This is a genomic window from Leisingera thetidis, from assembly GCF_025857195.1.
Lineage (GTDB): Bacteria > Pseudomonadota > Alphaproteobacteria > Rhodobacterales > Rhodobacteraceae > Leisingera > Leisingera thetidis.
The window spans coordinates 3,655,878-3,679,498 of the sequence record NZ_CP109787.1 but is presented as its reverse complement, the minus strand read 5'-3'; the positions used below and the strand labels follow the sequence as shown (position 1 = coordinate 3,679,498).

General features: G+C 64.2%; 18 protein-coding genes, 1 pseudogene and 1 riboswitch. Of the genes and pseudogenes, 11 read left to right on the top strand and 8 right to left on the bottom strand.

The features are described 5' to 3' along the window. Positions 1–2 precede the first annotated feature (2 nt). Complete coding sequence (locus OKQ63_RS17740; RefSeq protein ID WP_264211363.1) at positions 3–269, top strand: hypothetical protein; 267 nt, start codon at positions 3–5, stop codon at positions 267–269. An 11-nt stretch (positions 270–280) separates the two neighbouring features. Continuing rightward, positions 281–925 (top strand): DUF1523 family protein, encoded by a 645-nt coding sequence (locus OKQ63_RS17735; RefSeq protein WP_264211362.1) that lies wholly within the window; start codon positions 281–283, stop codon positions 923–925. A 103-nt stretch (positions 926–1,028) separates the two neighbouring features. Here the strand turns inward: OKQ63_RS17735 and OKQ63_RS17730 are convergent. Further along, positions 1,029–2,416 (bottom strand): annotated as a pseudogene (locus OKQ63_RS17730) (IS3 family transposase). A 432-nt stretch (positions 2,417–2,848) separates the two neighbouring features. Then, a riboswitch (cobalamin riboswitch) is annotated at positions 2,849–3,047 on the top strand. Positions 3,048–3,154: 107 nt separating this feature from the next. On the opposite strand from OKQ63_RS17730, the gene OKQ63_RS17725 reads away from it, so the two are divergent. Further along, positions 3,155–4,390 carry an aromatic ring-hydroxylating oxygenase subunit alpha gene (locus OKQ63_RS17725; protein WP_264211361.1) on the top strand — a complete coding sequence of 412 codons (1,236 nt, stop codon included), beginning with the start codon at positions 3,155–3,157 and terminating at the stop codon, positions 4,388–4,390. A gap of 4 nt (positions 4,391–4,394) precedes the next feature. Next, positions 4,395–5,480, top strand: a complete 1,086-nt coding sequence (locus OKQ63_RS17720; RefSeq protein WP_264211360.1) for an FAD-binding oxidoreductase — start codon at positions 4,395–4,397, stop codon at positions 5,478–5,480. A gap of 55 nt (positions 5,481–5,535) precedes the next feature. Here the strand turns inward: OKQ63_RS17720 and OKQ63_RS17715 are convergent, their stop codons facing one another. After that, complete coding sequence (locus OKQ63_RS17715; RefSeq protein ID WP_264211359.1) at positions 5,536–7,188, bottom strand: ABC transporter substrate-binding protein; 1,653 nt, start codon at positions 7,186–7,188, stop codon at positions 5,536–5,538. 107 nt (positions 7,189–7,295) lie between these two features. Next, positions 7,296–8,954 (bottom strand): BCCT family transporter, encoded by a 1,659-nt coding sequence (locus OKQ63_RS17710; RefSeq protein ID WP_264211358.1) that lies wholly within the window; start codon positions 8,952–8,954, stop codon positions 7,296–7,298. A 119-nt stretch (positions 8,955–9,073) separates the two neighbouring features. On the opposite strand from OKQ63_RS17710, the gene OKQ63_RS17705 reads away from it, so the two are divergent. After that, a complete protein-coding gene (locus OKQ63_RS17705) occupies positions 9,074–10,006 on the top strand; it encodes a LysR family transcriptional regulator (protein WP_264211357.1) in 933 nt (310 codons plus the stop codon). 4 nt (positions 10,007–10,010) lie between these two features. On the opposite strand, the gene OKQ63_RS17700 is transcribed toward OKQ63_RS17705, so the two are convergent. After that, positions 10,011–11,414: an MATE family efflux transporter gene (locus tag OKQ63_RS17700; protein WP_264211356.1), complete on the bottom strand. Its 1,404-nt coding sequence runs from the start codon at positions 11,412–11,414 to the stop codon at positions 10,011–10,013. Between the two features lie 65 nt (positions 11,415–11,479). Beyond that, positions 11,480–13,057, bottom strand: a complete 1,578-nt coding sequence (locus OKQ63_RS17695; RefSeq protein WP_264211355.1) for a DUF5928 domain-containing protein — start codon at positions 13,055–13,057, stop codon at positions 11,480–11,482. A gap of 142 nt (positions 13,058–13,199) precedes the next feature. Between OKQ63_RS17695 and OKQ63_RS17690 the strand changes: the two genes are divergently transcribed. Then, positions 13,200–14,018: a sulfotransferase family protein gene (locus OKQ63_RS17690; protein WP_264211354.1), complete on the top strand. Its 819-nt coding sequence runs from the start codon at positions 13,200–13,202 to the stop codon at positions 14,016–14,018. 423 nt (positions 14,019–14,441) lie between these two features. Here the strand turns inward: OKQ63_RS17690 and ilvD are convergent, their stop codons facing one another. Beyond that, the gene (gene ilvD / locus OKQ63_RS17685) at positions 14,442–16,286 is read right to left on the bottom strand and encodes a dihydroxy-acid dehydratase (protein WP_264211353.1); all 1,845 of its coding nucleotides are present in this window, start codon (positions 16,284–16,286) and stop codon (positions 14,442–14,444) included. 121 nt (positions 16,287–16,407) lie between these two features. Continuing rightward, positions 16,408–17,598 (bottom strand): benzoate/H(+) symporter BenE family transporter, encoded by a 1,191-nt coding sequence (locus OKQ63_RS17680; RefSeq protein ID WP_264211352.1) that lies wholly within the window; start codon positions 17,596–17,598, stop codon positions 16,408–16,410. A 105-nt stretch (positions 17,599–17,703) separates the two neighbouring features. Here OKQ63_RS17680 and OKQ63_RS17675 point away from each other — a divergent pair, with 105 nt between their 5' ends. From OKQ63_RS17675 to smpB, 3 genes are all read left to right on the top strand, one after another. Beyond that, positions 17,704–18,264 carry a helix-turn-helix domain-containing protein gene (locus OKQ63_RS17675; protein ID WP_264211351.1) on the top strand — a complete coding sequence of 187 codons (561 nt, stop codon included), beginning with the start codon at positions 17,704–17,706 and terminating at the stop codon, positions 18,262–18,264. A 77-nt stretch (positions 18,265–18,341) separates the two neighbouring features. After that, positions 18,342–19,196 (top strand): DMT family transporter, encoded by an 855-nt coding sequence (locus OKQ63_RS17670; RefSeq protein ID WP_264211350.1) that lies wholly within the window; start codon positions 18,342–18,344, stop codon positions 19,194–19,196. A 44-nt stretch (positions 19,197–19,240) separates the two neighbouring features. After that, complete coding sequence (gene smpB, locus OKQ63_RS17665; protein WP_264211349.1) at positions 19,241–19,723, top strand: SsrA-binding protein SmpB; 483 nt, start codon at positions 19,241–19,243, stop codon at positions 19,721–19,723. A 123-nt stretch (positions 19,724–19,846) separates the two neighbouring features. Here smpB and OKQ63_RS17660 read toward each other — a convergent pair whose 3' ends face one another. After that, a complete protein-coding gene (locus OKQ63_RS17660; RefSeq protein WP_264211348.1) occupies positions 19,847–21,055 on the bottom strand; it encodes a leucine-rich repeat domain-containing protein in 1,209 nt (402 codons plus the stop codon). 164 nt (positions 21,056–21,219) lie between these two features. Between OKQ63_RS17660 and sseA the strand changes: the two genes are divergently transcribed. Together sseA and OKQ63_RS17650 are read left to right on the top strand one after the other, a co-directional pair. Continuing rightward, positions 21,220–22,074 (top strand): 3-mercaptopyruvate sulfurtransferase, encoded by an 855-nt coding sequence (gene sseA / locus OKQ63_RS17655; RefSeq protein ID WP_264211347.1) that lies wholly within the window; start codon positions 21,220–21,222, stop codon positions 22,072–22,074. 3 nt (positions 22,075–22,077) lie between these two features. Continuing rightward, on the top strand, positions 22,078–23,262 hold the full coding sequence (locus OKQ63_RS17650; RefSeq protein WP_264211346.1) for an amino acid aminotransferase: 1,185 nt from the start codon (positions 22,078–22,080) through the stop codon (positions 23,260–23,262). Positions 23,263–23,621: the final 359 nt, after the last annotated feature.

Sequence of the window (23,621 nt, the reverse complement as noted above, 5' to 3'; positions counted from 1 at the left end):
AGATGTTCGGTTTTATCCGCCTGGTCCTGATCCTGCTGGTGGGGTTGACCGTGGTCTATGGCGCGGTGTCGCTCTATTCGCGCGAGGTGCGGCGGGCGAAGCTGAAACGGCGCTGGAAAGACAAGGGGTTGACCGGCGACCGCACGGCCTTCATCCAGCGGGGGCTGCGGCAGTATGACCGTTCGTTCCGGCGCAAACTGATCCTGCTGGTCTATATCATTCCGCTGGGGGCGATCGCGCTTCTGGTCTATGTCATTAACTTCATGTGAGGAGCTGCCCCGTGCGTTACATCAAATGGGCCTTCCTGATCACCTTCTGGGTGCTGTTCGGCGCCTTCCTGCACTACACGCTGCCGCAGTACGACGTGGTGCGCATCGTCAACACTTATGAGGAGCGGCAGGAGCTGAATGACTGGACCCGGCTGTTCTGGTCCAAGCCGGACGACCAGTCGGCGGAGTTGATCAACCGCGATGTGCAGTTCATCCAGGCAGTGCGCGCCAACGGCCGCAATATGGTTTACCGCAACGAAGACACCGGCTGGAACTGGCCGCCCTATTTCAAGTTCGATACTGCGAACCTGTACACGGACGCCAATGACAGCATCTCGACCAAGGCCAGCCCGGAGTGGGTGGCGGTGCTGCATTACGGCTGGCGCAACGAGTTCCTGTCGATCTTTCCCAATGCCGTGTCGATCAAGCCGGTGGCCGGGCCGGAGGACAAGCCAACCAACTGGTTCTCGATCATCTTCCTGGTGCTGCTGGCCGCCATCCTGTGGGCCGTCTACGTGCGCTGGCGCCGGTTCCGGCGGGCCAGGATCGACCCGATGATCGAAAGCGCTGAGGATAGCCTCTATGCCGCGGGCGATGCGATTGCCGAGCGCAAGGGCCGGTTCCGCCGCTGGCTGGACAGCTGGAAATCGAAGTGAAAGAGGCCGCCGGAAAGGCGGCCTTTTTCTGTCCGTGGTGAACGCGGAAAGGCAGCAGGGCAGGGCATTATGCCTGACGTGCTCCCCGCAGAGTCCGCGGTTATTAGTTCGCTCTGTTCAGGGTTTGGTCCTCTACTGACCGTGGTGATACTCCCACGGGGTGAGCCCGTCGCGGCTCGTATGTGGGCGATGGTGATTGTAATCGTCACGCCAGGCCGCGATCAACTCTCGGGCGTGGCGCAGGCTGACGAACAAGTGCTCGTTGAGGCACTCGTCCCGGAGGCGGCCGTTGAAGCTTTCGACAAAGCCGTTCTGCATGGGCTTGCCTGACGCGATGTAGTGCCACTCGACCTTCCGGTCTTCCTGCCATTTCAGAATGGCATTCGACGTCAGTTCGGTCCCGCTCGCCATTGTCCTCGGACCAATGGCGGACAAAGCTCGCTCGCTGACCACCATGCAGGGATAGCCACGCGTTCGGGCGATAGTAACGAGCTCACGGGCAACCCGCTGGCCGGAGAGCGAGGTGTCCACGACCGCGGCCAGGCATTCCCGGCTGAAGTCGTCAATGACGCAGAGCACCCGGAAACGGCGGCCATCCCTTGCCCGGCAGGGCATTGCGCAGCAATGTCCCGAGAGGCGGACAAGCGGTCCGAGACGAAGTCCAGCGACCATCTCTGGTTCGGCCCTTGCGGGATCGCCCCTCTCGGCAGCATGCTGCGCATGCGCCTGCCGGGCAGTGATGAGCGCACGCGTCCCAATGACGCGTTTTCGCCCGCCGCGCTTGCGCACGCTCAGCCCCTCTTCGCGGTAGATCCGGTAGAGCGCTACACCCTACAAACGATCCCCCGGATCGTCTGCCTTACGGGCTTCGATCCAGTTCACCTTCCAGCCCTCGCGGCCGAGCAGCAGGTGCAGCCGCCCCTCTCATGGTTTGCAAGCAAACCACTGCCGGGCAGTGGATAGCCGAAGCGCCGCCGTTCGCTGGACAGCTCCTTCAGCCTCTCTCGCAACTCGGCGTCCGCAGGCCTGGTTGATCCACGCCGATGGACGCGCGGATCGATCCCGGCCAGGGCACAGGCCCGCCGCTGGTTGTAGTTCTTCTCTGTCATGGCCCAGTCCACGGCTCTCCGCCTTGCACCGGGCCTCAAAAGGGTTCGCAGGCTCACTCGAACGCATGGCGTTCGCCTGCTGCCATTCCCAGCATCTCTTTCAGCGTTGCCACATCAAGCATGTGCTCGGCCAACATCTTCTTGAGCTTGGCGTTCTCGACCTCCAGAGCCTTCAGCCTCTTGGCCTCGGACACTTCCATGCCGCCATACTTCGAACGCCTTTTGCAGAAAGTGCCATCGCCCCCTCTCGGGACATTGCTGCGCAATGCCCTGCCGGGCGGTGGATGCCGTGCTTCCGGCACAGTTCCTTCGCCCCCATTCCGGCTTGGTGCTCCTTCAGGATGCCAATGATCTGCTCTTCGCTGAAACGGCTTTTCCGCATCGTCTGTCTCCTCGCTTGGAGAACAGGCTAACTTCAAATCGCGGACTTTTCAGGGGAGCACGTCATGCCGAGCCGGCAGCCGTTGCTGGCGTTGCCAGCAGCTCTCCGGCGCCAGCGTGCGGCCTGCGCGGCGGCGGTTTGGCTGGGCATGGGCCCGGCCGGCAGGGGGCACAGGCTTGGCCGGTGCTGCCCCCGTGCGCGCCGCTGATGCGCGGCTCATCTCAATTTGGCACCAGGCCGGCGGCGGCGAATCGATTCTCACAGGGCGATGGCGGATAAACGCATGAAAGATAAGCGCCTTGCCGCAAACAGACCCGCGGATGCCGGTTTGAGATTCTGGCGTGTGTGCCTGTGCCGGCAGCAGAAAACATGCATGTCTTTTTCCGGTTTTGGCGGGTCGGATTTGTCTCCGTCCTATTGCTGGAAATCGGGCAATACCGCGGATAGCAAGGTGCCGTCCTCCGGGGCGGAGAATTGGGAAGCTGGTGTAACTCCGGCACTGCCCCCGCAACGGTGACCCCGGGCAAGGCATGGCAATAACCACTGAGGCAGCGGCTTCGGGAAGGTGCCAGGCCCCGCCGCCTCAAGGCCCCGGGACAGTCCGGAAACCAGCCTTGCCATGAAAACGTCAACCGCGGGCGGCGGCGGGGCGGTTGCGGGCGCGTGGCCTGCAATCCCTCTCCTGATGCCCGCACCCAAGCCAACCTGCCGCGGGGATGCGGCAAAGGAGAGAAGCAGATGCTTCACGACAGCGACATTCTGGCCAAGCTGATGGCCCGGCAGAAAAACTATTCCCTGGAACAGGCGTTCTATACCGATCCGGGGGTTCTGGATCTGGATATGCGGCAGATCTTCTACCGCGAGTGGCTGTTTGCCATTCCGGCCTGCGAGATCCCGAAGGCGGGCAATTTCGTCACCCATCAGGTCGGGTCCTACAACGTCATCATCGTGCGCGGCACCGATGGCGAGGTGCGTGCCTTCCACAACGCCTGCCGCCACCGCGGCTCGGTGGTGTGCAAGGCCAAGAAGGGCAATTCGCCCAAGCTGGTCTGCCCCTACCACCAGTGGACCTATGAACTGGACGGCTCGCTGCTGTGGGCGCGCGACATGGGGCCGGATTTCGACGCCTCCAAACACGGGCTGAAGCCGGTGCATTGCCGCGATCTGGCCGGTCTGATCTACATCTGCCTGGCGGATGAGGCACCGGATTTCGATGCGTTTGCCGCTGTGGCCCGCCCCTATCTGGAGCCGCACGACCTGAGCAACGCCAAGATTGCCCATGAAAGCTCGATCATCGAGAACGGCAACTGGAAGCTGGTCTGGGAGAACAACCGCGAGTGCTATCACTGCGGCGGCAACCACCCGTCGCTGTGCCGGACCTTCCCCGAGGATCCCTCGGTCACCGGTATTGAGGGCGGTGAGACCCCGGCGCACCTGCAAAAACATTTTGACCGGATCGAGGCGGCTGGTATCCCGTCGGCCTTCACTATCGACGCGCGCGGCCAGCACCGGCTGGCGCGGATGCCGCTGAACGAAGGCGCCGAGAGCTATACCCTGGACGGCAAGGCGGCGGTTGCCAAGCAGCTGGGCCGGGTGCCGTTCGCCGATGCGGGCACGCTGTTGAAGTTCCACTACCCGACCACCTGGAACCACTTCCTGCCGGATCATTCCATCGTGTTCCGCGTCACCCCGATCAGCCCGACCGAAACCGAAGTCACAACCAAATGGCTGGTGCACAAGGATGCGGTCGAGGGCCAGGACTATGACCTGAAGCGCCTCACTGAGGTCTGGATGGCCACCAACGACGAGGACCGCATTGTGGTCGAGGACAACCAGCGCGGCATCAACTCGCCCGCCTATCAGCCCGGACCCTATTCCGAAGTGCAGGAAAGCGGCGTCATCCAGTTCTCCAACTGGTATGCCGAACACCTGACCCGCGCGCTGACCGGCCGCCACCTGATCGCGGCGGAGTAACGGCATGGGACTGCAGGCGAATTTCGAAACGCTGGACGAGACCCTGGCGTGGAAGGACGACGAGAAGCTGGAATGCGTCTCGGTCGTGCCGGAAGCGCCGGACACCACCACCTTCAGCTTCCGCGCGCCGTCCGGCGCGTGGTTCAAATACCAGCCGGGCCAGTTCCTGACGCTGGAACTGCCGGTGCCGGGCGGCACCGTCTGGCGCACCTACACCATCAGCTCCTCGCCGTCGCGGCCGCTGTCGATCTCGGTCACGGTGAAGGCGCAGGCCGACAGCATCGGCACCCGCTGGATGCTGGACAACCTGCGCCCGGGCATGCTCCTCAAGGCCTCCGGCCCGGCGGGCGTGTTCACCCTGCCCAAGCGCCCGAACGGCAAGTTCCTGTTCATCTCCGCAGGCTCCGGCATCACGCCGAGCCTGTCGATGACCCAGTACCTGTTTGACCGCGGCCAGTCGCCCGACATCAGCTTCATCAACTGCGCCAAGCGGCCCAGCGAGATCATCGCGCGGCGCCAGCTTGAAGGCATGGCGGCGCGGGTGCCCGGCATCAAGCTGCATTTCGTGGTGGAGGAGGATGACCCCTATCAGGTCTGGACCGGCTACCGCGGCCAGCTCAATCAGATCATGCTGGGCCTGATCGCCGGCGACTACCTGGAGCGCGAAGTCTATTGCTGCGGCCCGGAACCGTTCATGCAGGCGGTGCGCGACATGCTGAACGGCCTGGGCTTCGACATGGAGAACTACAACCAGGAGAGCTTTGGCGCGCCGGTTGAGACCGAGGCCGATGCGCCTGAGATCGACGATGTGGTGCCGGAAGAGACCGCTGCCGCCGAGATCACCTTTGCCGCCTCCGGCGTGACCGCGAGCTGCACCGAGACCGACACGGTTCTGGCTGTGGCCAAGGCCTCGGGGCTCAATATCCCGTCGGGCTGCACCTTCGGCATCTGCGGCACCTGCAAGGTCAAGAAGACCGCGGGCGACGTGCATATGGTCCACAACGGCGGCATCTCGGAAGAGGACGTCGAGGCAGGCTACATCCTGGCTTGCTGCTCCAATCCGATTGGCCGGGTCGAGGTCGAGATCTGAACAAACGAGGGCGCGCGCCGGGACCGGCGCGCGCCCTTTCCTAAACCCGGCCCGTTCAGGCTTCCAGCGCCAGCTTGTGCACGTGGATTTCGTTGATCGGGTGGCTCTCAGCACCGATCACGCCGGGGCGGGCGTGGCGGTAGAGCGAGCGCCAGTAGGGCTGGATGATGGTGCCGTCCTCACGCATGAACTTCTCAATCTCCTCCATGTGGCCGCGGCGGGTATCGGCATCCGCAATGGCTGAAGCCGCTTCCAGCATGCTGTCGAACTCGGCACTGGCGAGGCCGGTCTCATTCCAGGCGACGCCGGTCTTGTAAGCCAGCGTCAGCACCTGCACTCCCAGCGGCCGGTGGCCCCAGTCGGTGGAGCTGAACGGGTATTTGTCCCAGTCGTTCCAGAAGGTATTGCCGGGCAGCACCGTGCGTTTGACCTTGAAGCCCGCATCCCGCATCTGCGCCGCCAGCGCATCCGTTGTGTTGCGCCGCCAGTCATCGTCGATCGAGACCAGCTCATGCTCGAAGTCGAGCATGCCGGCTTCCTCCATCAGCTGGCGCGCCGCCTCCGCGTCGCGCACCGGTGCGCCGATATCGGCATATTCCGGGTGGATCGGGCAGACATGGTGGTTCTCCGCCAGGGTGCCGCGGCCGTCATAGCCCAGTTCCAGCAGCACCGCATTGTCGCAGGCCAGCGCCAGGGCGCGGCGGACGCGGGCGTCGGCATAGGGCTGTTTCCCGTCAACCTCGGCATCGCGGTTGGTGCGCAGAACCAGCGTGTTGGCGGAGATGGACTCGCTCACGTTCCAGCCGATGGAGGTGAAGATGTCGACGTATTCGCCCACGGTCTCATAGGTCATGTCGATTTCTTCGGACTCTGCCGCCGACAGATGGGTGGCGCCGTCGGTGCCGAAATCGATGAACTCGATCCGGTCCAGATGCGCGCCGTCGCCCCACCAATCATGGTCCGTGTTCTTCTCCAGAACCGCTTTCACGCCGACCTCGTATTCCACCAGCTTGTAGGGGCCGGTGCCAATCGGATCAGTGCCCGGATCGCCCGACCAGCCGTCCGGCACGATGGCGGCGGGGTATTCGGTGACCGCCGGGATGATGGTGATATCGGGGCGCGTGAGCTTTACCTTGAGGGTCAGGTCGTCCACCACCTCCAGCGCGCCCTCGGCGGGGCCGTCGCCGGCCTCATTCTGCAAGGAGCCCATGCGGGCGGCCATCGAATTTCCTTCCCATTTGCCGTCGCACCAGCGGGCAAAGTTGTAGGCCACGTCCTTGGCGGTCAGGGTGCCGCGGCCGTCGTTCCAGTTCACGCCGGGACGGATGTGCAACAGGTATTCGGTGGCGTCCTCGTTGACCTCCCAGCTTTCCAGCAGCCGCGGTTCAAAGGTGCCGTCGGCGTTGTATTGCACCAGATATTCCATGTAGCCGCGTACCAGGTTGCCCAATTGCGGCCAATTGAACAGCGGCGGGTCGAGCAAGGCGCGCACCACCTGCTGGATGCGGATGGTACCGCCTTCCTGCACATTGGCCGCGGCCTGCACCGGTTGGCTGAGGCCGATCATCCCGTAGGCGGCGGAGGCGGTCACCCCCAGCGCGGTTGCGCGGCTCAGAAACTCACGCCGGTCCAGCTTGCCTGCTGCGGCTTCCTCCGCATGCATGCGCACCGCGGGGTGGAGGGTTTCCCAGTTGTAGTATCGGGTCATATTGCTTCCTTTTTTTGCTGTGCTCAGCGGCGGGAGAGGGTGCGGGCAGCAGTCTGGAGGGGAGAATGGCCGCTCTGCCCGCCAGCAGCCATTCGCCGGGAGATGCCTTATGCGGTCGGTTCCTGGATCACGGTGGTGGCCAGGCCCGCTTGCGCGCGGCGGCCGTCGTTGTAGATCGCCTTGATCAGGGCGGCGCATTGCAGCACCATCACCAGCGAAAACGGCAGGGCGCCGATCACCATTGCGGTCTGGATTGCCTTGAGGCCCCCGACCAGCAGCAGCGCCGTCACCACCGCGCCAAGCGCCACACCCCAGAAGATGATGTGCGGACGGGCCTTGGGGCCTTCGTCACCGGCGGCGTTGATGGTGTTGACGATCAGCACCGCGCTGTCCGCAGTGGTTACCAGATAGGTCATCAGCAGGACCACGATCATCACCGACATCGCCCAGCCCAGCCAGGGCGACAGCATGTATTGTACCATGGCAAAGATCTTGTCGCCATCCGGTGCGGCGGCGATCTGGCCGCCTGCGCCGCCGTTCAGCTCCAGGTCGATGGCGGTGCCGCCGGCCCAGGTGAACCAGACAAAGCACATCAGCGACGGCACGATCATGGCGCCCAGCACAAACTCGCGGATGGTGCGGCCCTTGGAGATGCGCGCCAGGAACAGGCCGACAAAGGGGGCGAAGGCAATCCACCAGGCCCAGTAGAATACTGACCAGCCGCCCTGCCAGCCTTCGAGCTTGGAGGCGACGCTGTCCGGGTTGCCGTCACCGGTCCAGACCCGGAACAGCATGTCGGGCATGGCGATCAGATAGTCCCAGAGGCCAACCAGCAGTGCCTGCAGGCCAAAGAAGGTGGAGCCGAACAGCAGGAAGAAGCCCAAGAGCGCGATGCTCAGCACCATGTTGATGTTGGAGAGCCACTTGATGCCCTTGCCGACGCCCGACAGCGCCGAAGCGGTGGAGGCCGCCATGATCACCAGAACCGCCACGATGACGCCGGTGGTGTTGGCGGTGCCACCCTCATTGGTCAGCCCGCCAATGCCGATGCGGGTGAGGCCGGAAACGAACTGCTCCACCCCGAACCCCAGCGTCTGCGCCACGCCGAGGATCGTGGCGACAACTGCCACGATATCCACCAAATGACCCATCGAGCCTGACAGGCGGGCGCCGAACAACGGTGTCAGCGACGAGCGCATGGTCAGCGGCAGTCCGCGGCGGTAGCTGAAGAACCCCAGCGCCAGCCCGGCAATCGCATAGCAAGCCCAGGCGCCCAGCCCCCAGTGCAGGAAGGACCATTTGTAGGCCATGCGGATATTGTCCGCGCTGCCGCCATTGGTCAGGCCCTGAATCACTTCGGGGTTGTTGTTCCAGTGATAGATCGGCTCGGCCACCGCCCAGGTCAGCATGCCGACCCCGATGCCGGCCCCGAACATCATCGAGAACCAGGAGAAGTTGGAAAACTCCGGCCTGTCGCCTGGCTGCCCCAGCTTCAGCCGCCCGGCGCTGGGCCACAACGCAAGAGCGGCGCAGCACAGTACAAACAGCGCCACGGTCCAGATGTACCAGGCGCCGAAGGAGGCCAGGATGAAGCCGTTGATCGAATTCAGCACCGCGCCGGATTGTTCCGGAAAGGCAATCGCCCAGATTACCAGCCCGCCGATCATCAGCTTGGAGGAGATGGTGACGATCTGGCTGAAGCCCCGGTAAAAGCCGCGGTCGGATGTGCCGATCGGCAGATCCGTCAAAGGAGGTTTGATTGACATAGAGTATCCCTGTTTCCCTTGTTCTGCCGGTTGGTGCCGCCGGGGCTGCGGGTTTAGCAGAACTTACGCAGGGCATTTTCTGTTATAAAAATTCTGCCTTTTGCAGTATGCAATTACTTATGAAGGACATTAGCAGTATTAATAGGAAGCTGAGCTACAGCCTGGTCGCGCTGCACACTTTTGACCTTGTGGCGCGGCATGGCAATTTCACCGGCGCGGCCGAGGCGCTGGGGCTGACGCAATCGGCGGTTTCGCAGAAAATCAAAGGGCTTGAGACCGAATTGGGCATTGCCCTGTTCAGGCGCGGGCACCGCGGCGTGTCGCTGACCAACGAGGGGGTGCGGCTGCTCAATGTGGTGCGCCCGGCGATGGCGCAAATGGGCAATTCCGTGGCGTCGCTGCTGGAGCGCAAGTCGCGGCCCAGGGTGCGGATTTCGGCGGATTTTGCCTTTGCCAGCTTCTGGCTCCTGCCGCGGCTGTCGCATCTGCGGGCGGAACTGGGGGATGAGATCGAGATCCAGATCCTCGCCTCCCAGGTGCCGCCGGACGACTACGGCGAGGACTGCGATATCAAGATCCACGTCGGTCCGCGCAGCAGCATGGGCGGCGGCGATGTGATGCTGCTGCAGGAGCGGGTGGGGGCGGTGTGCAGCCCGGCCTATCTTGAGGCGCATGGCCCGGTGGCCTCGGCCGCCAGCCTGCTGGATTGCCAGCTGCTCAGCCTGTCCAAACCGACCTCAGCCGAATGGCAGACCTGGCAAGGCTGGTTCGACCGTCTGGGCATCGCCGGGGAGCGGTCGAAGAATTACATCAGCTTCAACAACTACGACATGGTGGTGCAGTCGGCAGTTGCCGGTGATGGCATTGCGCTGGGCTGGCTGGGGCTGATCGACAGGCTGCTGCAGAGCGGCGCCCTGGTTCGGGCGGTGCCGGATGTGGTGCTGAGCGACGCGGGCTATGTGATGTCGCGCGACCATTCCAGTCGCCTGCAGGGGCCGAGCCTGGTGTTCGACTGGATTGCCGAGCATCTGGCAAGCTCCGCCGTGCCGTAGGGGGCTACCAGCCGCGGCGGCCCAGCAGGGCGTGCAGCCGGTTCTGCGGCGCAAAGGCGTCGATCGGGGCGGGCCGGGCGAGGTCCTGCAGCACCCGGTGCACCAGCAGCGCGCCGAATGCGGCAAAGATCATCCCGCCGGCCGCCTGGCCCAGCAGCACCCCCGGCGCGCCGGCCAGATAGCCGCCCAGCACCGCCAGCGGCCAGGTGCCCAAGGTGTGGCGGCCCCAGTTGATCCAGGTGGAATAGACCGGGCGGCCCAGGTTGTTGAAGCTGGCATTCTCGACAAAGATCACCCCGTTGAAGAAATGCGCCAGCGCCAGCGGCCCGCAGAACAGGTAGATCAGCCTGCGGGTCTCGCCGGTGGCAGAGAACAGATCCGCAATCGGCATCCTGAGGGCAAACAGAACGGCGGCCATCAGCAGCGTGTAGATGGCGGTGAACGCAATACCGGCCAGAAAGGCCTGGCGGACGCGGGCAAACTGCCCGGCGCCGAAGTTCTGGCCGATGATCGGCCCGATGGCGCCCGACAGCGCAAAGATCACCGAAAACGCCACCGGCATCAGGCGGCCGATGACCGCCATGCCGGCCACCGCCTCGGTGCCGAACTGGGCGATTTCGCGCAGCACGATGGCATTGCCGGCCGGGGTGGCGACATTGGTCAGCACGGCCGGCAGCGCAATCGCCCGGATCGCGCGCAGGTCGCCGCCGATCTGGCGCAGCGCGGGCCGCATGAACCCCTGATGCACCCGGATCGCGGGCCAGAACGCGGCCCCGAGCATGCAGGCCCGGGCCAGCACCGAGGCGATGGCGGCCCCGTCCAGCCCCAGCCCCAGGCCAAAGATCAGCAGCGGGTCCAGCACCGCGTTCAGCCCGCCGCCATAAAGCGTCGCCAGCATCGAGCGGCGCGCATCGCCATGGGCGCGCAGCACCGCCATGCCGGTCATCGCCAGCGCCACCACCCACATCGTCGGCAGGATGATCCAGACATAGCGCATCGCCAGCCGCAGCACCTCGCCCTCGGCGCCAAGCAGCGCCAGGACCTGCTCCAGGTAGGCCAGCACAAGGATCGGCATCACAAGCCCGGTCAGCACGCCGATAGCGGCGACGCTGGTTGCATAATGCCGCGCCTGGTCCGGTCGTCCTGCGCCCAGCTCCCGCGCCACCAGCGAGCCCGCGGTGATCGACAGCCCGATATTGACCGAGTTGGTGAAGAACAGCAGCGTGCCCGCATAGCCCACCGCCGCTGCCAGCGCGTCATTGCCCAGCATGGCGATAAAGGCCATGTCGACGAAATCGACGGCAAACATCGCCATCAGCCCGATGCTGGCGGTCAGCGACATGCGGGTGACATGCCGCATCAGGCTGCCGGTAAGGAAAATGGCCTTGTGTTCCGCCTGGTCTGCCATTCTTCAAGACTTTCGGTGTTTGTGGCCAGGCTCCGTTGCCGGGCAGGGGCGCGGGTCTGTCCGGCTCAGTCGGCAAACAGGTAATGCGTTTCTGCGATCTGCATGGCCTTGTCCTCGGATAGCCCCAGAAAACCGCAAAGCTGACCTGCATTTTCCTCCGGGCTGCTGCTCTCGCGCATTTGGTACAGCTGGCTGAACCCGGCATCCCGGATGCGGTCGTTCTCATGCAGGATGTCGTTGCGGATGGTCGGCAGCAGCCGGTCCAGCGTCAGCTGCGGCGTGCGCTCGCCCGCCAGCCCGACCCGGTGAGCATGACCGATCAGGTAGTCGTCGCTGAACTCGCATTCGATCTGCAGGAAACGGGTTGAGGAGCGGTCTGAATGGAAATCATTCATCAGGTCTATGGCGCCGGGATCCAGGCAGATGATCAGCTGATCGGACTCATAATATTCAAAAAGCATCCGCATCAGCGCCCGGCGGTGGCGGGTGCGCTTCATCAGCGCCGCCTGGATGCCGCCAAGGTCTGGCAAGGGGGTGTCTTCCTCGTTGAAGAGATATTCGATTGCGGGGACATTGGTCACCAGGCGTATCTGCTCCAGCAGCCGCTTGGCCACGTGCCATTTCTTGCAGATCACGATCAGCAGCTCCCGCTCGCGTCCCAGCGAGCTTTCGGTTTCCCAGAACCGCGGCGCGAACCGGCGCCCCGCGCGGCCGCGCTGGACCAGGAATTTGTAGAGGCTCCGGCCCTCGTTGGAGATCCGGAAGTCCACGCCTTGTGCCGCGTACAACCGTCCCAGGCGCGACTTCAGCTCCTTGGCCTCCGGGCTGATCTTGCGGGCAAACAGAAAGTCCTGGCTCAACAGCAGGTCATAGTGGTCATTGTGGAAATTCACTGGCATGCCGTAGTCGGTGAACATCAGGAAGGTAAGAGTGCGGGTCTCGATCTCCTGTTCCGGGATCAGGTGGCGCACCAGGGTCTGAAAGAAGGTTTCATCCGGAATCCAGGTGGTGCGGAAAAAGCGGGTGACATCGCGGCGTTTGCGGATGAACTCGAGGATCCATTCCACCGTGCGGCGGCGCAGGCACCACCACTGGCTGCCGATCTGCACCTGGATATCGGCCGGGATCCCGCGCTGCAGCCCCAGCCGTTTCTGCAGCCCGTGGCTCCAGTAGAACAGCTGCTTGTGCTTGCGTTCGTTGAAGAAGTGCCGGTAGATCAGCCGGTCCTCCTTCATGCCGGTCTTGATCCAGTCGCTTTCGAAGAAATCGAAGCTTTCGATGAAATCCTTGTCGTGCGCGTCCAGGAACCGGTGGGCATATTCCGCTGTCTTCACCGCCATGCAATCGCCCGACAGCATGTAGAAATGGGTGGCACGGGGAAAGTCTTCGACCGCGCTGCGCAGCGCCAGAAGCGTGGCTTCGACCAGCGACCACTCGCCCCAGCCGCATTTGATCCGCCTCTTGGCAAATGTCACATTGGGGTTGTCCGCCAGTTCGGCCCGGATCATCTGATCGTCTTCCGGCGCCGCCCGCCCGTCGAAGTGAATCGCCATGTAATCGCCGGCCGCGGTCAGTCGCTCAGCCTGCTGGATGATCGCCTCGGGGTCTTTATGGCAGAGCAGAATATACGCGATTTTTGCCATACTGGGGATGGACCGCCTTGTTTTGCCTGATTGTTTCCCTTGATATGCGGGCTTCGGCCACGAATAAACCAGATAGTTCCCGTTTCGGTAAACATATGCGAATACTGCGGGCGACGGCGCATCAGAAAGAAGAGGGCAGCGGATGGGGTTCCCCGGCACCTGGATGACGGAAAGTGAAACTGTGGTCTACCGGGTGGTGCCGAAATGCGCCTGCTCGACGATCGGGCAGATCCTGTATTACTCCGATCACGGGACGTTCTTTGACGGCGACATCCATGACGCCAAGGAGGGGCTGCACAAATGGGCGCTGGAGCACAGCCAGGGGCCGATCAGCCGCAATGTGCAGGGGCACCGCTCCTATGCCTTCACCTGCGTGCGCAATCCTTACACACGCATCCTGTCCTCCTTCTTCGACAAGATCTGCGGCATCCAGCGCAACGGCCGCCGCTACCGCGGCAATCTGGTGCCCAAGCTCGCCTATGAATACGGGATCGAGGTCGGCGGTGACGACGGCAAGCAGGCGTTCGACCAGATCGCCAGCTTCCGCCGCTTCCTGCTGTTCGTGCGCGACACCATCCGCTGGCGCCGCCCGATGGATCCGGACATCCACTGGTCGGCGATGTCGGGGCATGTGTCGACCTTCATCCAGAACGGCGGCCGCTATAACCAGATCTTCTGGACCGAGGCGTTCAACGACGGGATGCAGGGGGTGCTGGATTCCATCGAGACACCGCACGCCGTGGATCTCGCGGCGATCCCGCGCTTCAACGAAAGCGAAGGCCACGGCCCCAAGCGCGCCCACCCGGTGGAAGACTATTTCGACGACCTGTCGATGCATTTGGTCTATGAAATCTACAAGCGCGATTTCGAGCTGTTCAAATACGATTTCGCAAACCCGGCCAACAAGATGCCTGTGGGCGAGATCGACCTGGACGAGGTGCACGCCAAGCTGGGGGAGTAGGCGGGCGGCGGCGCCAGGGGGCTCCCGCGCCTTTGCCGCTGCATCACAGATGCAGCAAAAAGCCTTGGGCCGGGCGCCGCTGACGCGGCGCGTCAAAAGTTCGATCCGCTTTTTCTTCTTAGCTGAAAATACTTCCGCCGCCGGCACGCCCAACTCCGCTTGGCGTGCTGGCGTCAGTTGACGGGTCACAGCGGGGGCGGGAGGGTCCGGCGGATGCAGGAGGATTTGCCGAGAAGCGGTTCAGGGGCAGGTTTGCCCTGAACGCGCCTTGGCCAGTGTAAAGCGCCTGAACCCGCCTCAAGGGCAAGCGGCTGCGCCGCCGCGCGAACGCGCGGACCTTGACCCGGTTTCAGGCGCAAAAGGCAAAAGAAAGCCCGCCGCGATTGGGGCGGCGGGCTTTGCATGTCCTGCTGATGTACTGCCTCAGTCTTCGTCGGGCAGCGCGCGCACCGCGCCCTTGGCGGCGGAGGTGGCCAGCATCGCATAGGCCTTCAGGGCCTTGGAAACCTTGCGCTTGCGCGGCTCGGCGGGTTTCCAGCCCTTGGCGTCCTGCTCCTCGCGGCGCGCCGCGAGCTCATCGTCAGCCACCGCCAGGTGGATGGTGCGGTTGGGGATGTCGATCTCGATGGTGTCGCCCTGGCGCACCAGGCCGATCTCGCCGCCTTCGGCCGCCTCGGGCGAGACGTGGCCGATCGACAGGCCGGAAGTGCCGCCGGAGAAGCGCCCGTCGGTCAGAAGCGCGCAGGCTTTGCCCAGGCCCTTCGACTTGAGGTAGGAGGTCGGGTAGAGCATTTCCTGCATGCCCGGACCGCCGCGCGGGCCCTCGTAGCGGATCACCACCACGTCGCCTTCCTTGACCTTGCCGGTCAGGATGTCGTTCACCGCCGCGTCCTGGCTTTCGCAGACATGGGCGGTGCCGGTGAACTTGAGGATACTGTCATCCACACCGGCAGTTTTCACGATGCAGCCGTCGCGGGCGATATTGCCGAACAGCACGGCAAGGCCGCCGTCCTGGCTGAAGGCGTGTTCCTTGGCGCGGATCACGCCGTTTTCGCGGTCGGTATCCAATTCCTTGTAACGGTTGGCCTGGGAAAACGCCTGGGTGGTGCGCACGCCGCCCGGAGCCGCCTTGAACAACGCCTCGGCCTCGGGGTTGTTGGCAACCTTGATGTCCCACTTGGCAATCGCCTCGCCCATGTTCGAGGTGTGCACGGTGTGGCAGTCATTGTGCAGGAGCCCTGCGCGGCTCAGCTCGCCCAGGATCGAGAAGATGCCGCCCGCGCGGTGCACGTCTTCCATGTGGACGTTGTGGATATTGGGCGCGACCTTGCACAGGCAGGGCACCCGGCGGCTGAGGCGGTCCATGTCGGTCATGGTGAAATCGACCTCGCCCTCGTTGGCGATCGCCAGCAGGTGCAGCACGGTGTTGGTGGAGCCGCCCATGGCGATATCCAGGCTCATCGCGTTCTCGAACGCCTCGAAGGTGGCGATCTCGCGCGGCAGCAGGCCCTTCTCCTCGTCCTGGTAGTGGCGCTTGGTGATCTCGACAATCTTGCGGCCGGCTTCCAGGAACAGCCCCTTGCGGTCGGCGTGGGTGGCCAGTGTCGAGCCGTTGCCCGGCAGCGCCAGACCCAGCGCTTCGGCCAGGCAGTTCATCGAGTTGGCGGTGAACATGCCGGAGCACGACCCGCAGGTCGGGCAGGCGTTTTCCTCGATGTGCTTCACCTGCTCGTCGGTGAACTTGTCGTCCGCTGCGGCCACCATCGCGTCCACCAGGTCGATCTTCTTCATGTCCAGATCAGCAATGTCGATCTTGCCCGCTTCCATCGGCCCGCCGGAGACGAAGATCGCCGGGATGTTGAGGCGCATGGCGGCCATCAGCATGCCGGGAGTGATCTTGTCGCAGTTGGAGATGCAGACCATCGCGTCGGCGCAATGGGCGTTGACCATGTATTCGACGCTGTCGGCGATCACCTCGCGCGAGGGCAGCGAGTAGAGCATGCCGTCGTGGCCCATGGCGATGCCGTCATCCACCGCGATGGTGTTGAACTCCTTGGCGACGCCGCCGGCCGCCTCGACCTCGCGGGCGACCATCTGGCCCAGGTCCTTGAGGTGGACGTGGCCGGGCACGAACTGGGTGAAGGAGTTGACGATGGCGATGATCGGCTTGCCGAAATCATCATCCTTCATGCCGGTGGCGCGCCACAATCCGCGCGCGCCCGCCATGTTGCGGCCATGGGTGGAGGTTCTGGATCGGTACTTTGGCATCAGGCTGGTTCCCTTAGTCTTTGCCCTCAGGGACACGATTTGCGCAATAAAGGCAACATGCGGGGGCGGTCTTCGGTAATTATGGCGCAGTTTGCGCCGGATTTCTGTCGCGAATTCTCCGTCAGGCGGGTTTTCCGGCGCCGGCCCGCGCCCGGGCGGGGCGCTTCAGCAAGTGATTCACCGCCAGCCCCAGCACCAGCGCCCAGAACGGCGCCCCGATTCCGAAAAAGCTGACGCCCGAGACGGTGGTCATGAAGGTGATCAGCGCCGCCTCGCGGCCGGTGCTGTCCGCCAGCGCGGCCGACAGGCTGTTGCCGATGGTGGCCAGCAGCGCCAGGCCTGCGACGGTGGCGACCAGCGCCTTGGGGGCGATCAGGAACAGGCTGATGACGGTGGCGCCGCCCAGCCCCACCAGGATATAGACGAGGCCGGTCATCACGCCCGCCAGGTAACGGGTCTCCGGATTCTCATCCGCCTCGGGACCTGCGCAAATGGCGGCCGTGATGGCAGCCAGGTTGAAGGCAAAGCCACCGAAAGGCGCCAGCAGCAGCGAGGCCAGTCCGGTCACGGTCAGGCTGGCGGAAACCGGCGGCTGATAGCCCGCTGCCTTCAGCGCCACCACGCCGGGCATGTTCTGCGAGGACATGGTGACAATATAGAGCGGCAGGCCCACGCCGATCAGCACCGGCAGCGAGAAGGCGGGCATCACGAATTCCGGCCGCGCCAGGGTCAAGTCCAGTGCCTCCAAGCTGCCAAAGCTGCCGCTGCCCGCGCACCAAATAACTCCCGTCGCCAGAACCGCGGGAATGGTGTAGCGGGGAAACAGCCTGCGCCCTGCAAGAAAGGTGAAGCCCATCACGGCGACCATTGCGGTGTCGGTCTGCAGCGAGGTGAAGGCCGACAGCCCGAATTGGAACAGGATGCCGGCCAGCATCGCATTTGCCAGGCTGTCGGGGATCAGCCGCGACAGCGCCGCGAACCAGCCGGTGACGCCTGTGAGGATCAGTAGCACGGCGCAGAACAGGAAGGCGCCGACGGCCTCGCCCAGCGGCACCCCGCCCAGGCTGACCGCCAGCAGCGCCGCGCCCGGCGTCGACCAGGCTGTCAGGATCGGCATCCGGTACCGCAGTGACAGGATCAGGCAGGTCAGCCCCATGCCTGCCCCCAGCGCCAGCATCCAGCTGTTGGCCTGCGACTGAGACGCGCCCAGTGTCTCGATCGCTTGAAAGATGATGGCGACCGAGCCGGTATAGCCGACCAGCACGGCCACCGCGCCGGAGACAATATGCGAAAGCTTGAGATCCTTGAGCATGCGGGTTTTCCTTTGGCGCCGGATCGGGTAGGGATTTTGTGCGTTATAGCGCACACTACAGTCTGTGCGTTATAACGCACAAGCGTTTTTTGACGGGCAAAGACAATGAGCGATGACGGCATCACCCTGAACCTGCGGGAAATCCGCGCGGCGGCTGGGCTTAGCCTGTCCAAGGCGGCAGAGGCGACGGGAGTCAGCAAGGCGATGCTGGGGCAGATCGAACGCGGCGAATCGAGCCCGACGATTGCCACCCTGTGGAAAATTGCCAAAGGGTTCCACCTGCCGCTGACCGCGCTGATCGGCGAGGCGACGCGGCCGGTGGGGGAGGCCGCGGGGGTTTATGAGACGGTGCAGTTTCCGGGCAGCATCGGGGTGAAGATCGTCTTCCCGTTTGATCCGCTGCTGGGTGCCGAGACATTTCAGGTCACGCTGCGGCCGGGCCAGAGCCACCAGTCCCAGCCGCATGACACCGGTGTGACCGAGGAGGTCTTTGTGCTGCATGGTTCGATGGAGGTGCTGAAGGACGGCGAGTGGGTGCCGCTGGAGGCCGGGCAAGGCCTGCGCTTTGCCGCCGACCAGCCGCATGGCTACCGCAGCCTGGAGACCGGCGCGGCCTTTCTCAACATGCACCATTACCGGCACGCGGGTCTGACGCAGCGGGACTGATCCCGTTGCTTGTGCATTTTCTCCGGCGGCCCTACCAATTGCGCAAGTTATTGAGTTTCAGGGATTTGGAGCCGGGAATGGACACGCTGCGCGGGAGCCTTCTGATGGTGCTGGCCATGTCTGCCTTCGCGCTGGAGGACATGTTCATCAAATCCGCCGCCGCCAGCCTGCCGGTCGGGCAGATCCTGATCCTGTTCGGCCTCGGCGGCATGGCGGTATTCGCAGCATTGGCGTGTGCGCAAGGTCACGCCCCCTGGCACCCGGGCTTTGGCACGCGCCCGATGCTGTGGCGCTCCTTGGCGGAGGTCGTGGGGCGGCTGTGTTTCACCTTGGCAATTGCATTGACGCCCTTGTCTTCGGCCTCGGCCATCCTGCAGGCGACACCCCTGGTGGTGGCGGCCGGCGCCGTGGTGTTCTTTGGCGAGACCGTCGGCTGGCGCCGCTGGCTGGCGATCGGGCTGGGGTTTGCAGGGGTGCTGCTGATCCTGCGGCCGGGGCTGAGCGGGTTCGAGCCCGCCTCGCTGTTTGCGGTTCTGGGCACCTTGGGCTTTGCGGGCCGTGATCTGGCCACGCGTGCGGCGCCAGGGGACATGAGCAACAGCCAACTGGGATTCCTCGGCTTTGCGATGCTGGTGGCGGCGGGCGTGATTGCGCTCGGCTGGACCGGCGGCGCGGTCTGGCCGGCGCCGCGCAACTGGCTGGACATTGCTGCTGCCACGGTGATCGGGGTGATTGCTTACAACGCTCTGTCGGGCGCAATGCGGGCGGGCGAGATCGCGGTCATCGCGCCGTTCCGCTACACACGGCTGGTGTTTGCCATGGTGCTGGGGGTGCTGGTTTTCGGCGAGCGCCCCGATACGCTGACCGTGATCGGCAGCACCATCATCGTGGCCAGCGGTGTTTTCACGCTGCTGCGCAGCCGCAAAGCATAACCGTATCTTGCGCCCGCCGCTGCGCGGGCTTACATCTGCCGCCCATGGCCAAGAAGAAGCAGACAACAGACCCGAATTACAAGGTGATCGCCGAAAACCGGCGGGCACGGTTCGATTACGCCATCGAGAGCGATATCGAGTGCGGCATCGCGCTGGAAGGGTCCGAGGTCAAGGCGCTGCGCGGCAATGGCACCAACATCGCCGATTCCTATGCCGCGGTGGAAAACGGCGAGTTGTGGCTGGTGAACTCCTACATCCCGCCCTACGAGCAAGCCAAGGTGTTCAAGCACGAGGAACGCCGCCGCCGCAAGCTGCTGGTCTCGCGCAAGGAACTGGCCGACCTGTGGAACCTGACCCAGCGCAAGGGCATGACCCTGGTACCGCTGGTGATCTATTTCAACCACAAGGGCCGCGCCAAGATCAAGCTGGGCGTTGCCAAGGGCAAGAAGCTGCACGACAAGCGCGAAACCCAGGCCAAACGCGACTGGGGCCGCCAGAAGCAGCGGCTTCTGAAGGACGCGCGGTAGGGCAGGGAAGGACGCTGCCCTTGTGGCCTCGCGGCCAGTTCACCCCGGATCATCTGCGGATTCGTCTGCCCGCCAGTCACATCCGCCGCTGCGGCACGCGCCCCTGGGGACCGCTGTGCGGGCTCAGTGCACGGCAGCGATATAGGCGGCGATTTTCTCCTTGCCGAGAAGGCGCTTGCGCCGCTCCCGGTCGGGGCCGGCAAACACGATCTTGAGGCTCTCGATCTTGAGCAGCGGCTGCAGCGCCTCGGCAGGCAGACCGACCGCCCGCAGGATCGACAGCTTCTTCAGGCCGGTCAGCGGTGTGAGGTCGGTGACCCCGGTGCCTGAAATGCTGAAGTCCCACAGGTCTTCCATGTGCTGCACCCCGGCGAGGCTGGTCACTGCGGTATTGCTCAGTGACAGTACCCGCAGGGAATTGCCGGCCAGCGGCGCCAGGCTGGTGACGGCGGTGTCTTTCAGGCTCAGCTTGCGCAGCGACACCAGCCCGGTCAGCGGGGCAAGGTCGCGCACCCGGGTTCCGTTCAGTGCCAACTCATCCAGGCTGACGGCGTCTGAGATCGGAGTCAGGTCGGTCACTCGGGTGCCCGACAGGATCAGGGTCTGCAAGGCCGGTTTGTCCTGCAGCCCGTCAAGGCTGTCCAGCAGGGTGCCGTCCGCCCGCAGCATCTCCAGCCGGTCCGATCCGGCCAGCGGCGCAACGCTCCGCACCGGGCAGTTGGAGATCCAGGCCACCTGCAGGTTTGCGCCTGCCAGCGGGCTCAGGTCGGCGACCTGCGTGTTGAAGGCCAGGAACACGGCCAGATCGTCCAGCCCCTCCAGCGGGCTCAGGTCGGCGACGCCGGAATCCGCGATGTTGAGGCTTTGCAGCCGGGTCAGGCCGCTGGCAAAGGACAGGTCGGTGACGTCCTTGATGCCCCAAACCGACAGGTGCTCAAGACCGGTGAGGCTGGCCAAAGGCGTGAAGTCCGGCGCGTGGACAGAATCAAGGCTCAGCCGTTTCAGCTTCGGCAGCCGGGTAAGCGGCGCCAGATCCGGTGCCGTGACGCTCACCAGGGCAAGCTTTTCAAGGTTCGCAAGCGCGGCAAGCGGGGCAAGGTCGACCGGCGCGTCAAACCGCAGATCGGTCATCAAGGTCAGGTCGCGCAGCTGGGAAAACTGCGCCAGGGCCTGCAGGTCCGGCGTGTGGCTGCCGATCCGCACCTTGGCCTTCAAGTCATTGCTGCTTATGCATGTTTCCCCGATCTCTACGCAGTCTGCGCGCAGCATGCCGGGGGTGGCCATGGCGGCCGCAATCATCAAAGCTGCAAGGAAACTGCGGAAACCGGACATGCAACAAGCCTTTGCAATAACGCACTGAAATAGTGTCCTCTGTTATTACCGCTCCGTAAAAGGCCCGCAAGAAATTTGTAACCGCAAGCTGGGGGCGGGGACAGCTTGCACCGATGTGCCGCCGGATGTACCCATGGCGCATGCGCAGAAAGGGAGACGCTTTGATGCAGGACGATCCGAAGACGCTGGTTTCCACGGACTGGCTGGCTGCCCATCTGAAGGACCCGGATCTGCGGGTGCTGGACGCCTCATGGTATCTGCCGCAGCAGGACCGGGATGCCAGGGCCGAATACGAAGCGGCGCACATCCCCGGCGCGCGTTTCTTTGATATCGAGGACATCTCCGACAATCGCTCGGACCTGCCGCATATGGTGCCGCCGGTCGAGAAATTCATGTCCAGGCTGCGCGCGATGGGGGTCGGCGACGGCCATCAGGTGGTTGTCTATGATGGTGCCGGCCTGTTCTCGGCGGCCCGCGTCTGGTGGCTGTTCCGGCTGATGGGGCAGAATAACATCGCGGTGCTGGACGGCGGCTTGCCGAAATGGCAGGCCGAGGGCCGCCCGGTCGAGGACCTGCCGCCGGTCATCCGCGACCGCCACATGACGGTGCGGGTGCAGAACCACATGCTGCGCGATGTGACCCAGGTCTCCGCCGCGGCCAAGCTGGGCGACCACGAGATCATCGACGCGCGCTCGGCCGAACGCTACCGCGGCGACGCGCCGGAGCCGCGCGAGGGGCTGCGCGCCGGCCATATTCCCGGCTCCAAGAACGTGCCGTTCGGCAATGTGCTCAATGCCGATGGCACCATGAAGGATGCCGACGGCATCCGCGCCGCCTTTGAAAGCGCCGGCGCCGACCTGAGCAAACCTGCAATCACTACCTGCGGATCGGGCGTCACTGCCGCCATCCTCAGCCTCGCCCTGGAGCGCATCGGCAAGTCCGATCATGCGCTTTATGACGGGTCCTGGGTGGAATGGGGTGCCTTCCCGACCCTTCCCGTTGCTACCGGAGAGAACTGAGCAATGTTCGAAACCCTCAAACCCCAGCCCGCCGACAAGATCCTGGCGCTCATGCAGATGTATCGCGACGACCCGCGCGCGGACAAGATCGACCTTGGCGTCGGCGTCTACAAGAACGCCGAGGGCGTCACCCCGGTGATGCGCGCGATCAAGGCAGCCGAGCACAAGCTGTGGGAAGAGCAGACCACCAAGGCCTATGTCGGCCTGGCCGGCGATCCGGCCTATTCGGATGCGATGATCAAGCTGATCCTCGGCGATGCGGTCGCGCGCGGAAACATCGCCGCAGCGGCCACCCCCGGCGGCACCGGCGCTGTGCGCCAGGCCTTCGAGTTGATCCAGATGGCCAACCCCAAGGCCCGCGTATACGTGTCCGACCCGACCTGGCCAAACCATGTCTCGATCCTGAAATATGTTGGCATCGAGACCGTCACCTACCGCTATTTCGACAGCGAAACCCGCGGCGTGAACTTCGACGGCATGATGGAAGACCTGAAAGGCGCGCAGAAGGGCGATGTGGTGCTGCTGCACGGCTGCTGCCACAACCCGACCGGGGCCAATCTGAACGAGACCCAGTGGAAAGAAGTGATCGCGCTGCTGAACGAGCGCGGCCTGATTCCGATGATCGACATCGCTTATCAGGGCTTTGGCGACGGTCTGGAAGAGGATGCCAAGGGCGTGCGCCTGGTCGCCGCCTGCTGCCCAGAGGTTCTGATCGCGGCCAGCTGCTCCAAGAACTTCGGCATCTACCGCGAGCGCACCGGCCTCCTGATGGCGGTCTCCAATGACGCCGCCGCGCAAGGGCTGAACCAGGGCACGCTGGCGTTCTTGAACCGGCAGAACTATTCCTTTCCGCCGGACCACGGCGCCCGTCTGGTGACGATGATCCTGAACGACGACGCGCTGCGTGCCGATTGGGCGGCCGAGCTGGAGGAAGTGCGCCTGGGCATGCTGGACCTGCGCCAGCAGCTGGCGGATGAACTGCAGCGGCTGACCGGATCCGACCGGTTCGGCTTCATCGCGCAGCACCGCGGGATGTTCTCGCTCCTGGGCACCACGCCTGAGCTGGTCGAGAAGATGCGGCTGGACAACGGCATCTACATGGTGGGCGACAGCCGTTTGAACATCGCGGGCCTGAATGCGCAGACCGTGCCGGTGCTGGCCAAGGCGATTACCGACGCCGGCGTCTGAGGCCCCGCAGCCGGCAATCCTGAAACGCGCCCCATCGAAGGGCGCGTTTTTTTACGGGCGCCGCGCCTAAGACTTTTTGGAAAAGTCTTAGGCAAAAGTTTTCAAAAACTTTTGCACGCGGTTTCAGCCAAACGGCGGCCGGCCAGGGCGGGGCTCCCGCGCCTGGCGGCGTGCCTTGGCTGCGCCAAGACCCTTGCAAGCTTGGGCGTGGCACCGCTGGCGCGGTGCCGGACCTGCTGAGAAGCGTTTGACCCGGCAAAGCGCAAGGCCGCCGCTTGTCGCTAGGTCACCCGGATGGTGGCAATGGAAGAACAGGCCGGCCGCGCTGGTCCCCGCAGGCGTCACAAGCGTCACAGCCC

What these genes read in the sequence shown, in the direction of transcription:
- OKQ63_RS17740 (WP_264211363.1), top strand. Translation starts at nt 3, where the DNA reads ATGTTCGGTTTTATCCGCCTGGTCCTGATCCTGCTGGTGGGGTTGACC.
- OKQ63_RS17725 (WP_264211361.1), top strand. Translation starts at nt 3,155, where the DNA reads ATGCTTCACGACAGCGACATTCTGGCCAAGCTGATGGCCCGGCAGAAA.
- OKQ63_RS17720 (WP_264211360.1), top strand. Translation starts at nt 4,395, where the DNA reads ATGGGACTGCAGGCGAATTTCGAAACGCTGGACGAGACCCTGGCGTGG.
- OKQ63_RS17715 (WP_264211359.1), bottom strand. Translation starts at nt 7,188, where the DNA reads ATGACCCGATACTACAACTGGGAAACCCTCCACCCCGCGGTGCGCATG.
- OKQ63_RS17710 (WP_264211358.1), bottom strand. Translation starts at nt 8,954, where the DNA reads ATGTCAATCAAACCTCCTTTGACGGATCTGCCGATCGGCACATCCGAC.
- OKQ63_RS17705 (WP_264211357.1), top strand. Translation starts at nt 9,074, where the DNA reads ATGAAGGACATTAGCAGTATTAATAGGAAGCTGAGCTACAGCCTGGTC.
- OKQ63_RS17700 (WP_264211356.1), bottom strand. Translation starts at nt 11,414, where the DNA reads ATGGCAGACCAGGCGGAACACAAGGCCATTTTCCTTACCGGCAGCCTG.
- OKQ63_RS17695 (WP_264211355.1), bottom strand. Translation starts at nt 13,057, where the DNA reads ATGGCAAAAATCGCGTATATTCTGCTCTGCCATAAAGACCCCGAGGCG.
- OKQ63_RS17690 (WP_264211354.1), top strand. Translation starts at nt 13,200, where the DNA reads ATGGGGTTCCCCGGCACCTGGATGACGGAAAGTGAAACTGTGGTCTAC.
- ilvD (WP_264211353.1), bottom strand. Translation starts at nt 16,286, where the DNA reads ATGCCAAAGTACCGATCCAGAACCTCCACCCATGGCCGCAACATGGCG.
- OKQ63_RS17680 (WP_264211352.1), bottom strand. Translation starts at nt 17,598, where the DNA reads ATGCTCAAGGATCTCAAGCTTTCGCATATTGTCTCCGGCGCGGTGGCC.
- OKQ63_RS17675 (WP_264211351.1), top strand. Translation starts at nt 17,704, where the DNA reads ATGAGCGATGACGGCATCACCCTGAACCTGCGGGAAATCCGCGCGGCG.
- OKQ63_RS17670 (WP_264211350.1), top strand. Translation starts at nt 18,342, where the DNA reads ATGGACACGCTGCGCGGGAGCCTTCTGATGGTGCTGGCCATGTCTGCC.
- smpB (WP_264211349.1), top strand. Translation starts at nt 19,241, where the DNA reads ATGGCCAAGAAGAAGCAGACAACAGACCCGAATTACAAGGTGATCGCC.
- OKQ63_RS17660 (WP_264211348.1), bottom strand. Translation starts at nt 21,055, where the DNA reads ATGTCCGGTTTCCGCAGTTTCCTTGCAGCTTTGATGATTGCGGCCGCC.
- sseA (WP_264211347.1), top strand. Translation starts at nt 21,220, where the DNA reads ATGCAGGACGATCCGAAGACGCTGGTTTCCACGGACTGGCTGGCTGCC.
- OKQ63_RS17650 (WP_264211346.1), top strand. Translation starts at nt 22,078, where the DNA reads ATGTTCGAAACCCTCAAACCCCAGCCCGCCGACAAGATCCTGGCGCTC.